Origin of the sequence: Spirosoma sp. 48-14, assembly GCF_001898575.1 — a bacterium.
Classification (GTDB): Bacteria; Bacteroidota; Bacteroidia; order Cytophagales; family Spirosomataceae; genus Spirosoma.
This window is the reverse complement of record NZ_MKUD01000010.1, coordinates 467858-482173: the sequence shown is the minus strand read 5'-3', so window position 1 is coordinate 482173 and position 14316 is coordinate 467858. Positions and strand designations below refer to the sequence as shown.

At 51.6% G+C, this 14316-nt stretch carries 8 protein-coding genes; all 8 read left to right on the top strand.

Annotated elements, in window-relative coordinates; genetic code table 11:
- Positions 1 to 84: 84 nt before the first annotated feature.
- The 8 genes from BGO59_RS10375 (at position 85) to BGO59_RS10340 (ending at position 14311) form a co-directional block, all read left to right on the top strand.
- A complete protein-coding gene (locus BGO59_RS10375) occupies positions 85 to 1689 on the top strand; it encodes an arylsulfatase (RefSeq protein WP_293683553.1) in 1605 nt (534 codons plus the stop codon).
- Between the two features lie 24 nt (positions 1690 to 1713).
- Positions 1714 to 3189: an alkaline phosphatase D family protein gene (locus tag BGO59_RS10370; RefSeq protein ID WP_293683552.1), complete on the top strand. Its 1476-nt coding sequence runs from the start codon at positions 1714 to 1716 to the stop codon at positions 3187 to 3189.
- 24 nt (positions 3190 to 3213) lie between these two features.
- On the top strand, positions 3214 to 4728 hold the full coding sequence (locus BGO59_RS10365; RefSeq protein ID WP_293683551.1) for an alpha/beta hydrolase-fold protein: 1515 nt from the start codon (positions 3214 to 3216) through the stop codon (positions 4726 to 4728).
- The gene (locus BGO59_RS10360) at positions 4729 to 6735 is read left to right on the top strand and encodes an NPCBM/NEW2 domain-containing protein (protein WP_293683550.1); all 2007 of its coding nucleotides are present in this window, start codon (positions 4729 to 4731) and stop codon (positions 6733 to 6735) included.
- Between the two features lie 14 nt (positions 6736 to 6749).
- Positions 6750 to 8999, top strand: coding sequence for a c-type cytochrome (locus BGO59_RS10355; RefSeq protein WP_293683549.1), 2250 nt, complete (start codon positions 6750 to 6752; stop codon positions 8997 to 8999).
- Between the two features lie 138 nt (positions 9000 to 9137).
- A complete protein-coding gene (locus BGO59_RS10350; protein ID WP_293683548.1) occupies positions 9138 to 11144 on the top strand; it encodes an NPCBM/NEW2 domain-containing protein in 2007 nt (668 codons plus the stop codon).
- A gap of 185 nt (positions 11145 to 11329) precedes the next feature.
- On the top strand, positions 11330 to 12730 hold the full coding sequence (locus BGO59_RS10345; RefSeq protein WP_293683547.1) for an ATP-binding protein: 1401 nt from the start codon (positions 11330 to 11332) through the stop codon (positions 12728 to 12730).
- Positions 12731 to 12760: 30 nt separating this feature from the next.
- Positions 12761 to 14311, top strand: a complete 1551-nt coding sequence (locus tag BGO59_RS10340) for a hypothetical protein (RefSeq protein WP_293683546.1) — start codon at positions 12761 to 12763, stop codon at positions 14309 to 14311.
- Positions 14312 to 14316 lie beyond the last annotated feature (5 nt).

Sequence of the window (14316 nt, the reverse complement as noted above, 5' to 3'; positions counted from 1 at the left end):
TTTAACAAATACAAGTTAGCTGTTCACGTCTCCCCTCTCCTGGTTTCAGGAGAGGGGCCGGGGGTGAGGTCAACGCGATAAAACATGAAACGCATACTTAACAACCGACTCACAGTAGTCTCCCTATTTATTGGGTTACTGATGCTGAGCACCCTCCTTTCCTTTCAACCTCCGAAAGTCGCGGAGCAACGGCCTAATATCATCTTCATTCTGGCCGACGATATGGGGTTTTCGGACATTGGCTGCTATGGCGGAGAAGTCAGCACACCCAATCTGGACCAGTTGGCGGCTAATGGCATCAAACTGCGCAGTTTTTACAACAATGCCCGTTGCTGCCCCACCCGTGCCTCGCTGCTTACAGGGCAATACCCACACACCGCCGGGATGGGCCTGATGGTGACGATGCCCAATGCGCCTATTCAGCCGGGGAGTTATCAGGGTTTTCTGGACGACCGTTACCCAACCATCGCCGAGCGACTGAAACCGGCAGGCTACAGCACGTACATGGTTGGCAAGTGGCACGTTGGCGAGCGTCGGCAGCATTGGCCCCTCACCCGTGGTTTCGACCGCTATTTCGGGCTGATTTCTGGGGCATCAAGTTATTACGAGATCATCCCCGCCGAAAAAGGGAAACGCTTCATCGTGGAAGACGACAAAGAATTTACCCCGCCCGCCGACGGCTTTTACATGACCGACGCCTTTACCGATCACGCCGTCCAATACCTGAATGAGCAAAAACAGCAACAAGCCGACAAGCCTTTTTTTCTGTATGTGGCCTACACGGCTCCGCACTTCCCGCTACACGCCTATGAGTCGGATATTGCGAAATACGAAAAGCTGTATGCCCAGGGCTGGGATGTGATTCGGGCTAACCGCTACCAACGGATGCAGAAGTTGGGATACGCCGACAAACGCTACCCGCTTACACCCCGTCCGGCTGATATTCCCGACTGGAATACGGTGACCGACAAAGCTCAGTGGGTTCGTAAAATGGCGGTATATGCGGCTATGATCGACCGGATGGACCAGAACATTGGGCGACTCATTAAAACCCTGAAAGCCAACGGACAGTACGAGAATACGCTCATCGTGTTTATGTCGGACAATGGGAGTTCCAACGAAAATATGGAAAGTCGCAAACTCAACGACCCCAACAAAAAGATTGGCGAAAGAGGCTCTTACGTTACCTACGACACGCCCTGGGCCAACGTCTCGAACACCCCCTTCCGCAAGTACAAACGCTTTCTGCACGAAGGTGGCATGATTACGCCCTGCATCATGCAATGGCCACGTGGCATTCGTCCAAAGGCTGGCTATGTCGAAGGCGTTGGGCATATTATGGACCTGGTGCCTACCAGCCTCGAACTGGCTGGATTACCAACCAATGACCTGTCGGGCAACCCGTTGCCAGGAAAAAGCCTGTCGTACCTCTGGGGTACAAACAAGGCGGTTTCGCGTACATATTGCTGGGAGCACGAAGGCAACAAGGCGATCCGCAAAGCCGACTGGAAGTTGGAGAAAGACACGGAAGATGCCGATTGGGAACTGTATAACCTAAAAACTGACCCTTGCGAGATGAACAACCTGGCCCAACAAAAGCCGCAACTTGTGGCCGAACTACGAACCGAGTTTGATGCCTGGGCCCAAAAAGTGGGTGTCCGCGAACGAACCGGCGGCAAGAGCGAATAAAACCACCAAGACATTCCTAACCCCATGAACCTTACGCATACTTCACCCGAAAGCCGCCGTTCCTTCGTCAAGAAGAGTGCCTCCCTGGCCTTGAGTGCGGCTTCTGTTCCAGATTGGTTCGTCCGGCCGACGGAGCCGTCTGTTTATCAGGCTATGGGTACGCGGGTGGGCGATGTAACCGACCATTCGGCTATTGTCTGGACGCGACTGACTGCCGTAGCGACCCGAAACGACAAGGGCGTTGTGATTCCGGGCCGGGCGCAAAACTATAAAGATACCGAACTCCCTACGGTAAAAGTACCCGTTGAGCAACTGGAAGGGGCCTGCCCCGGTGCCGCAGGTTTCGTTCGACTCCGCTACGGAACCGATGCCGCATTGAACAAAACCCAAACAACGGATTGGGTCAGCGTATCCGAAAGCACTGATTTTATTCATCAGTTTCCGCTAAACGACCTTAAGCCTGACAGTACCTATTACTACGCCAGCGAATCGACCGTTCAGAAAGGCAAACAGCCCATTACAACGGCCAAAGGCAAATTCAGAACAGCACCGTTACCCAACACGCCCAGCGATTTGCGTTTCTGCCTGATGACCTGCCAGGGTTACCCCGACCGCGACCATAAAGACGGACACAACATTTACCCGGCGATGCAGGCGCTTAACCCGCATTTTGCCTGCCTTACCGGCGATCTGGTGTATTACGACAACGACATGCCCAGGGCCTATACGCCCCGATTGGCTCGCTACCATTGGGAACGGATGTTTAGCCTGCCCCGGCTGGTGGAGTTCAACCGCAACGTGGGTACGTACTGGCTCAAAGATGACCACGATACCCTCGACAATGACTCTAGCCCCGGCAGCAGCATGGGCGAATTTACGTTTGCCGAAGGGCAGCGCATTTTCCATCAGCAGGCCCCCATGACAACCGGGCTCAGTTACCGAACTTTCCGATGGGGGAAAGACCTGCAAATCTGGCTGACCGATGGCCGGGATTTCCGCTCCGACAACGACATGCCCGATGGCCCTGACAAAACCATCTGGGGGTCAGCACAGAAAGAATGGTTCAGGAAAACTGTTAGTGAAAGTTCGGCGACCTGGAAAGTGCTGATTAGTCCTACCCCGTTGGTTGGTCCCGACCGAGGCAAGAAAAACGACAATCACGCTAACACGGGCTTTACGCACGAAGGCGACGAAATCCGTAACTGGTTGAAAGCAAATGTACCCGACAACTTTTTTGTCATCTGTGGGGATCGTCACTGGCAATACCACTCGGTACATCCCAAGACGGGCCTGCACGAATTCAGCATTGGCCCCGCCAGCGATGAACACGCGAGCGGCTCCCCCGGCGAAGACAAAGCCTATCACCGCTTTCATTTGGTAAAAGGCGGTTTTCTGTCGGTGGATATTAAGCGGGTCGGAGGCAAAAGCCAGATTGCTTTTCACCACCACGATGTCTTTGGAAAAATAGTATATGAATGGCAAACGGAGCGGGTAGTTTAATTAAATACACAACCCACTATACCCATGAAAAATAAACACATCGTCTTTGTCCTACTAGCCTGTTGGCTAATCGTCAATACAGCCAATGCACAGGTTCCTGTGTCGTGGAAAGTCAACGTTTCGGTGGCTCCTGCCCTCCGGCCGTCGTTTCTGAATGGTGGCCGACTGCTGCTGCACGTAACGAAACAAAAGGAGCGCGAACCCCGTACTCGCTCCGAAATTACGGTGGGCATTACCCCAAAAAACTGGGACGGTAATACCGCCTTTCTGATGGATACACAAGCGAAAGAGGCCCTTTCGGTCGGGCTGGATAAGCTGGGCGACAACCCATCGGGCCTATACTATTTTCAGGTCGTTTACAAGCAGAATCCCGACGACGCACAGGAAAACGTACCGGGCAACCTCTACAGCACCATCGACTCGGTACAGGTTGAGGCTAACCTTAGTCTCAACCTCACGCTTAACACCCTGATTCCGCCCTGGACTATTGTCAGCAACAAGTTTGTCAAAACGGTCGAAATCAAAAGCCAGTTGCTCACAGCCTTCCGGGGTCGCCCAAGCGTTCTGAAAGCGGCTGTGTTGCTGCCTTCGGGTTATTTCGATAATCCGGGCAAAACGTACCCGATCTGCTACCGGATTCCGGGCCTGAATGGCCGGTATACGGCCGTGAATACAGTGCTGGGCAACAAAGAGTTTGCAGATTGGTGGTTTACGCCAACGGCTCCGCAGGTCATTTACGTTTTTCTGGATTCGCAGGGGCCGTATGGTGACACGTATCAGGTTGATTCGGAGAATAATGGCCCTTGTGGTCGGGCATTGACCGAAGAACTAATTCCCGAAATTGAGCGGCAGGTTGGCTATAAGCCTGCGTCAAAAATGCGCTTTCTGACCGGCAATTCAACGGGTGGCTGGGTGTCGCTGGGCTTACAGATTTTCTACCCCGACTTTTTTAATGGCACCTGGTCGTACAGTCCCGATCCCGTTGATTTTGAGCATTACGGCCTCATTAACATCTACGAAGACAAAACCATTTTCTACAATCGGTACGGCTACTTACAACCCGGTCGCCGGACGATTTATGGGGAACCAACGTTCTCGATGAAAGACTGGATAGCGGGCGAAAATCTGGCCAGCCGCACAGGCAACTACCTTATTTCGGGCGGACAGTTTGGGGCCTACAACGCCGTTTTCGGGCCAAAAGGCAAAGACGGCTTACCATCGCTGATGTTCGATCCGGTTACGGGCGAAATCGACCACGCCATTGCCAAACAGTGGGAAAAATATGACCTCAAGAAGGTTCTGGAACGCAACTGGACAACCCTCGGCCCCAAACTACAAGGCAAAATTTATATCTGGATGGGCGATATGGACGGGCTGTACTCCAACGTAGCCACCCGGTTTTTGCAAAAATTCCTCGACAAAACCGAAAATCCGAAGTCAGACGCTACCGTCCGGTTTACGGCAATGGCGGGGCATGGGCAGGAATGGAGCGACAAAGCCGTATTAACGATGATTGCTGAACGAGTTTCTGGTAAATAGATGAAGCGTTTAAACCAACTTTTACTGGCAGGGTTCTGCTGCCTGACCACCGCCACGTTCGGGCAGCAAACCCGCGCCATCTGGCTGGACGAGATCAACATCAAATCCTTTTCAGAGGGCATTCCGGCGGTGCTGGGCAAAACCAACGCGGCTGGCGATTCCATGCTCATCAACGGGCAGTATTTTACGCACGGCGTGGGCGTCAACGCCACCAGCATTCTGGCGTTTTTTCTGGACGGCAAGGCTACGGAGTTCTCAGCTCTGGCGGGCGTAGACGACAAAGGCAATAAAAATCTACCCCATACCTTCTACGTCATCGGCGACCGTAACATCCTGTTCAATAGCGGAGAAATGCGACTCGGCGATGCACCCAAAGCCGTAAAAGTGAACCTGACGGGCATCAAGCGATTGGGCCTGTTGGTGAAGGTCAATGACGAAGGCCGCACCAAAGTCTATTCAAACTGGGCCAACGCGCAACTGGTGATGCAGGGCAACCACCTCCCCCAAAACATCCCCAACACCGATGAGCGGTACATCCTGACCCCACCTTCGCCAAAAACACCACGCATCAACTCGCCCGGCATTTTCGGCGCAAGGCCGGGCAATCCATTTCTGTATACCATCGCTGCCACCGGCGACCGGCCCATGACATTTGCCGTTGATCGCTTGCCCAAGGGCCTATCGCTGGACGAAAAAACTGGACGCATTACGGGTAGTGTAGCCCAACGCGGCACCTATCAGGCCAAACTTACTGCTAAAAACGCCCTGGGTAAAACGACCAAAACCCTGAAAATCAAGATTGGCGATACGATTTCGCTTACTCCCCCTATTGGCTGGAATGGCTGGAATTCGTGGGCACGCAACATCGATCAGGAAAAAGTAATAGCCTCTGCCGATGCGCTGGTGAAGATGGGGCTGCGCGATCATGGCTGGACCTACATCAACATCGACGATGCCTGGCAGGGTAAGCGCGGAGGGCCGCTCAACGCCATTCAACCGAACGAGAAATTCCCGCGCTTCAAGGAAATGGTCGACTATATTCATTCGCTGGGGCTGAAAACGGGCATTTACTCAACGCCCATGATTACCAGTTACGCGGGCTACGTCGGAGGGTCGTCAGATTTTGAAGATGGTCACATTACCGACGAGATTATCGCCAACAAGCGGTCGTATCGGTATGTGGGCAAGTATCGGTTCGAGGCCAACGACGCCCGGCAGTTTGCCGAATGGGGTATCGACTACCTCAAATACGACTGGCGCATTGAGGTGCCATCGACCGAACGCATGGCCGTTGCTCTGAAACAATCGGGGCGAGATATTCATTATAGCATCTCCAATTCGGCCCCGTTTGCCAACGTCCGGGATTGGGCGCGGCTCACCAACAGCTACCGCACTGGACCCGACATTCGCGATAGCTGGAACAGCCTCTTTGTGTCGGCATTTACACTCGACAAGTGGGCACCTTTCGGCGGCCCCGGCCACTGGAACGACCCCGATATGATGATTGTCGGCAACGTAACCACTGGAACCCAACTACACCCCACTCGACTTACGCCCGACGAGCAATACAGCCACGTGAGTCTGTTTAGTTTGCTGGCCGCTCCCCTACTGATCGGCTGCCCAATTGAACAACTCGATCCGTTTACGCTGAACCTGCTCACCAACGACGAGGTAATTGCTATCGACCAGGACCCACTCGGTAAGTCGGCCCGGCTCGTGCAGGAAACCGATGGCGTTCAGGTCTGGCTTAAACCGCTCGAAGACGGTTCGTATGCGGTAGGCTTATTTAACGTCGGTGATTTCGGCAAAACACCCGAATCGTACTTCCGGTGGGGCGACGAACCCGCAAAAACTTTCACGTTTGACTTCACAAAGGCTGGTATTAATGGACGTTTTAATCTAAGGGATGTGTGGCGGCAAAAAGACCTTGGTAACTTTACGGGAGCATTCAAAACGGATATTCGCCACCACGGCGTTGTGCTATTGAAGATGAGTCCGGCAAAATAAAATCAATACCAAACATGGCTAAAAAAAGACCATTTAACGTAGTTATTACCGTATTAGTAGTGTTTTCTGCTGTTCTGGCAGGCTTTCAATTTGGTTCGTTTAACGAACCCCGCTTTTCGCTGGCCGACTATCAGATAGAAGACGGCTTTTCGTTAAAACTGATTGCTTCGGAACCATTGCTGAACGCGCCCGTAAGCATGGATTTCGACAATAAAGGGCGCATGTGGGTGGTCGAAATGATTGGCTATATGCCCAATCTCGAAGGGATCGGTGAAGAAGAACCCAACGGCCGGATTGTCATTTTAGAAGATGTAAACAAGGATGGAGTCGCCGACCGGACTAAAGTCTTTTTAGATGGCCTGGTGCTGCCAAGAGGGTTGGCGCATGTATACGGTGGCCTGCTGTACGTCGATGGGCCCAAGCTGTGGTTTGTCGAAATCGTCAACGATAAACCCGGCAAAAAAACGCTGGTCGATCCGGTTTATGCCGAAGGGGGCAATGTCGAACATTCGTCTAACGGCCTGATGATGAACATCGACAACTGGATTTACAATGCGAACTACAATTTCCGGTATCAACGCAGAAATGGAAAGTGGATTAAAGAGCCAACCACCGACCGGGGCCAATGGGGAATCACGAAAGATAACTTTGGGCGGCTCTACTACAACAACAACTCCACCAACCTACAGGGCGACTATGTGCTGCCGAACAAAGTAATCCGTAATAAATACTTTAAACCCTTCGCTGCCGAACACCAGCGATTAGGCAACAACCGCGTGTATCCAATCCACCAGACGTCTGTCAATCGGGGGTATCAACCGGGCGTTCTGGACGAAAAAGGCTATTTGAAAGACGTGACGGCTGCTTGTGGGCCAATGGTTTACCGAGGTGGCGCTTTCCCTGAAGCGTACAATCTAAACGCGTTCGTCTGTGTTCCCGAAGCCAACCTAATCAAGCGGAACATTCTGGAATTTAAACCAATGCAAACAACGGCCCGTCAGGCTGTTGAGGGTAAAGAGTTTATCGCATCTACCGACGAAGGATTCCGGCCCGTAAACCTGTTCACGGGTCCCGACGGTGCCATGTACATCATTGATATGCACCGGGGCATTATTCAGCACAAAGCGTATATTTCGCAGTACCTGACCGAGCAGCTTGCCAATAAAAAGCTGGACACCTTACAACATGCCGGGCGCATTCTGAAAGTAACCAGCAACACCGCAAAGCCCACGCCAATACCCGACCTAAGTAAAGCAGCCAGTGCCCAACTAGTCACCTTGCTTGGCAGTCCAAATGGCTGGTTGCGAGACCGTTCGCAGCAACTACTGATTCAGAAAAAAGACCTGACTATTGTCAATCAACTTGTTGCGCTGGCTAAACGTAACAATGAGTTCTTGAGTGGCATTCATGCCCTATATGTTCTTGAAGGCATCAATGCTCTGACCTTTGAGCGGCTAAGCAGTATCATTAATGAATCGAAACAGCCCGAAACCATCGCTCATGCCGTAGGACTTTTAGAGCGTTTTGCCACAAAAGAGCGCGTGGCCAGCATGAAGGCGATTTCGGCCAGTCTGATGGCGCAAAACAACGAAACGATTGATCTGTATTTGGCCGCTTCGTTGACAGGCTGGGTTAATGTGTCAGACGCTACGTTCCTGCCCATTCTATCGAGCATCGAGAAAAAATATGCCACACAACGTGTGGTTCAGGAGGCCATTACCAGTGCGCTCGACGGCAAAGAAGAACAGTATCTGGCCTCCATGAGTCCTGCTGACCTGCTGAAAACCAACTTGACCAATACCATCGGCAAACGGCAGCGGAAAGAAATGAACTCCATTTACGTGGTCGAAAAGAATGAGGTAGACAACCGAACGCGAGGGCTGAAACTTTTCAGGAGTATTTGCGCGACCTGCCACGGTGCCGATGGCAAGGGCATTCAGGATCTGGCTCCGCCCCTCAAAGGCTCCGAATACATCGACGGCTCCATGAAACGGCTGGCGGCTATTATTCTGCATGGTGTCAGCGGCCCGATTACCGTCAACGGAACTGTCTACAAACTCAACAACGAAATGCCTGCGCTGCTCAACAACAAAGACATCAGCGACCAGGATATTGCCGACATCATTCGATTTACGCAGAACGCCTTTGCCAAACAGGGAAAAAATATTACAAACAACGACGTCAAAAAAATGAGAGACAAAAAACCAGCCGGAAGCGGGGTTTTTACCGAGAAACAATTGCTGGAAACCGATTTTGAGAATTGATTGACCCCACCCCAGCCCTCCCCTTAAACAAGGGGAGGGAGCTATGGCTATCAAGTAATTCCCTCCCCTGAGTTCAGGGGAGGGTTAGGGTGGGGTAGAATGCCAGAAGACTTAAAATACCTTTAACCCTTACCCAATATGCCTAAACCTTTAACCATTCTACTACTTTTTCTTTTCGTATCCATCGGCGCCGTTGCTCAAACCACCAGAACCGTTTGGCTGGACGATCTAGAAATTCAGACCTACTCCGAGGGGCTTCGACCGGTGAAAGCCAAACACAACTACCAGGACGATACCCTACGAACGAAAGGCGTCAGGTATTCGCGGGGGTTAGGGGCACAGTCGCCTTGCGTGCTGGCGTTTGCGCTTAACAAACAGGCCAAACGATTTTCGGCCCTAGTTGGTCCCGATGACCAGGGTAACAAGGATATTGCGCTGACATTTTATGTACTAGGCGACGGTAAAGTTCTTTTTGAAAGCCGCGAAATGCGCATCGGCGATGCTCCCGTTCCCGTCGATGTCGACTTAACAGGCATTCGTCAATTGGGGCTTTTGGTGACCGACAAAGTTGGTGGTGTCGGCAACAAACGGACGTACTGCAACTGGATTGATGCGCGGGTAGAGATGATTGGCAACGCCCAGATTGAGCATGTTCAGTATGTAGGCGAAAAATACATTCTGACACCTCCTTCGGCCAAAACGCCTAAAATCAACTCGGCAAAAATAGTTGGTGTTACGCCCAACAATCCGTTTCTGTATTATATCGCAGCTACCGGAAACCGGCCCATGACCTTCTCCGCTGAGTCCCTCCCGGCGGGACTCTCGCTGGACGCCAAAACAGGCATCATTTCGGGTAAAGTCGCTCAACGTGGTACGTATGCGGTTACGCTCAAGGCTAAGAATGCGCTCGGAACAGCCACCAAATCCCTAACCATCAAGATTGGCGACACCATTGCGCTGACGCCCCCTATTGGCTGGAACGGCTGGAACTCCTGGGAAGCCCACATTGACCGCGAAAAAGTAATTGCCTCTGCCGACGCGATGGTAAAAATGGGCCTGCGCGACCACGGCTGGACCTACATCAACATCGACGATGCCTGGCAGGGCAAACGGGGTGGCCCACTCAATGCCCTCCAACCCAACGCCAAGTTCCCTCGGTTCAAGGAAATGGTGGATTACATTCACTCCCTGGGCCTGAAAGCCGGGCTTTATTCTACGCCCTACATTTCGAGTTATGGCGGTTACGCGGGGGCTTCGTCAGACTCGGCACACGGGGGCGAAACCCACGAAACGATCATGGTGAACCGGAGGGCCTTCAATCACATCGGCAAGTATCGGTTCGAGGTCGAAGACGCCAAACAGATGGCCGAGTGGGGCTTCGATTTCCTGAAATACGACTGGCGCATCGACGTAAACTCGACCGAGCGGATGTCGACCGCCCTGAAGCAGTCGGGCCGGGATATTGTTTTCAGTTTGTCGAACAACGCGCCGTTTGAGAAAGTGACGGATTGGGCACGGCTGTCCAATATGTACCGGACTGGCCCCGACATCAAAGACAGTTGGACGAGCCTCTACCTGACTACGTTTTCGCTCGATAAATGGGCACCCTACACGGCACCGGGCCATTGGGCCGATCCCGACATGATGATTCTGGGCAAAGTGTCTATCGGCCCGGTCATGCACGACACTCGTTTGCTGCCGGACGAACAGTACAGCCACGTTAGCATCTTTAGCCTATTGGCGGCTCCCATGCTCATCGGCTGTCCCATTGAACAGTTGGACGCGTTTACGCTGAATCTGCTCACCAACGACGATGTTATCGAAATCAACCAGGACCCATTAGGCAAACCCGCCCGATTGGTAAAGGAAGAAAATGGGGTGCAAATCTGGGCCAAACCGCTGGAAGATGGTTCGGTTGCCGTTGGGCTGTTCAACACGGCTGAATACGGCAAAACGCCACAATCGTATTTCTATTGGGGCTCCGAAAAAGCCCGGTCGTACACCTTTGATTTTGCCAGCATTGGTCTGAAAGGCAAGTACAAACTCCGCGACGTCTGGCGGCAAAAGGACCTGGGTACGTTCGACGGCTCGTTCAACACCGAAATTCGGCATCACGGCGTAGTGATGTTGCGGCTGTATAAGTGAGGTTTTATTTTTTCTGTCATTCTATTCCGTGGACTGTGTCCCCACAGTCCACGGAATAGAATGAAGTGCGTTATACTTCGCCAAATACACCATAAAATACCACAATTTGGCGAAGTTCAAATTTATAGTTCGCCAAATTGGCCACAAAAACCACTAAATTGGCGAACTATAAACCTTAAGCCATCATGAAAATTGCCGGTAGAGTCAAGGAAATCAGCATTCTAAAAAACCTTCTCCAAAAAGACAGTGCTGACTTTGTCGCTGTCTATGGCCGTCGGCGGATTGGGAAGACGTACCTGATCCGGCAAGTCTATGCCGATCATCTGGTTTTTGAGTGTAGCGGCTTACATCAGAAGGACTTTTCGCAACAATTGGAAAACTTCTGGTTGACCCTGACCGAGTTCGACAAAACGCCCAAACCCATGCCCAAAACCTGGCTACAGGCGTTTGCCCAGCTCAAAACCTACCTCAATGAGTTGGGGCCGGGTAAAAAGGTGGTCTTTCTGGACGAAATACCGTGGTTCGAAACCCCGCGCTCAGGCTTTTTGGCCGCACTCGACAACTTCTGGAATCAGTTCTGCACCAAACGAACGGATGTTATTCTGGTGATATGCGGGTCGGCGGCTTCCTGGATTATTAACAAGGTAATCAACGACCGGGGTGGGCTGCACAACCGCATCACCAAACACATACAGCTCATGCCGTTTACGCTGGCCGAAACCAAAGACTTTCTGGCCATGCAGCGCGTACATCTCACTCTTAAAGATATTGCCCAACTCTACATGTGCGTGGGCGGCATTCCGTTTTATCTGAAGGATGTGCAGGCCGGGCAAAGTGTACCGCAAATCCTGGATGAACTCTTTTTTGGACCGCAGGCCTTACTCCGAAACGAGTTCGCTAATCTGTACGCATCTTTATTTAAGAACAGTCAGGCGCACGAAGCCATAGTAAAGGCACTCGCCACCAAAAATAAAGGTTTGACCCGCAATGAAATTGTGGAGGCTACCGGTATCAAAAGTGGAGGGGGCTTAACGGTTTTACTCGACGAATTGATTCAATGCGGATTTGTCAGGCAGATACTCCCCATTAAGAAAGCCAAAGAAGATGCGCTCTTTCGGTTGGTGGATGAGTACACACTTTTCTATTTTAAATTTTTGCACAACAACAAAACCAACACGAGTTGGGCGTATCTGAGCAATAAACAAACCTATAAAATCTGGTCGGGATTTGCGTTTGAAAACCTTTGTTTCAAACATATTTCCCAGATTAAAAAAGCCTTGGGAATCAGCGGTATTATCTCGAACGACTACTCCTGGTCACTCAAGGGCGAGGCTCAAATTGATCTACTGATCGACCGCGATGACAATTGCATTAACCTGCTGGAATTGAAGTATTACGATGGTCTCTACCAAATGACTAAACGTTACGCATCGCAACTACAAGAGAAAGTACAGATTTTCAAGCAGAATACCCGTACCAAAAAGAATGTGTTTATTACGCTCCTGACGGTATTTGGTGCCCAAACGAATGAGCACTACCTCAGTACCATTACCAACCAGCTAACTATTGAGGATTTGTTTCAATGAAGTGTCTAAACCTTTAATCAAACCTGATGAATGACCCTAAAATCGATTACCCTGGCTGGCCTGCTGCTTATTGTTAGTAGCTCACTTTCGGCTCAGCCCGAATCCGCACAAAATGTGTCGCGGAAATACACCTACGAAACCCTGTCGCCTTACCAGAAACAGTTGTTTGAAGACTTTCTGGCAGACGAGATTCCGGCGGGCAAAAAAGTGGCCGACGTCCTGACCAACCGCACCAGCCTCCGCAACAAAACCCGGCTGGCCGAAGCGTTGTTGTTTCGGAATAAACCCGGCGATAAGGAGAACGCGGCCGAAATTCTGAAATGGATTCTGCAAAATCAGTACCGCGACGAAAGCACCAAGATTTACGGCATCTGGAAAACCTCTATCGACGGCGACAACCTCGACCAGAACTGGCGGGAGTTTATTGGCTGCGACTTGATCATTATCCGTAAAAAGTACAGCCATTTATTGCCCGACGACATTCAGAAAGAAATCGAAGTTGGCCTTACGCACGCGGCCAAAGGTGCTCTGAAACGGAACGTCTCACCCGACTACACCAACATTTCCATCATGAGTTCGTTTTTGATGGAATACGTCGGCACCGAATTCAACATCGATGAACTGCGGAAAGCCGGGATCAAAAAAGCTCACGACATTTTCGATCTGTACCAGCGGCATCATACCTTCAGTGAATACAACTCACCGACCTATTACGGCGTTACACTGGTCGCGATTGCATTATGGCGCGAACTGGCCTTTTCGCCCGAAATGCGGCAAATGGGGCAGACGCTTGAACGTGAATTCTGGCACGAGGTGACGACCGTATATAACGCAAACCTGAAAAATATGGTGGGGCCCTATTTCAGAGGCTACGGCATGGACATGCGGAAGTACCTGTCCATCATGGGCATCTGGATTGCCATTGCGGTTGATAACGAAAAGCAGGCTCCGATTCCACCCGGCAAAGGCGCTAAAAATGGTGAAATAAGCAACCTGGCACCCATTTTCAATCTGGGGCTATCGATACCGAAAGCCGATTTGACCGCCCTGAAAGGCTTCACTGAACCACGGTTCATTACCCGAACCGTGCCTAATTCCTACAAGGGCGATAGCATCAAACCCGTAACCGCCGTGATTAACCGCGACTGGATGATGGGCGGTGTCTGGGGTAATCGGCGGGTGTGGAATCAGATCAAAACCGGAGCTATCCACTGGAAAACGACCGACGGCGACATCGGCTGGCTACTGGTTCCCGGTAGCGGCCAAACGAATGTAAAAGTTAGCAAATCAACCATGAGCGTATACCGCGCCGACCCTACCGCTACAACCCTGGAATTGTACGTGTACGCGCCCAACGCAACGGCAACTGCTTTTTCAGACGCATCGTGGGCGCTTCCATCCATGAAGTTGCAGATCCAAACGCCGTTGAAACGCACAGAAACAGAGTCGGTTGATGCCCGGCAGTTGCAAAAAGACATGGCCATTGCAGAAGCCTATCAGGGTGTTTTTAAGCTTGTCTACGAAATTCCGGCAGGTTGGGACCAGACGAAGCCCCTGCTGGAACTATCCCCATCAAACTAATCCCA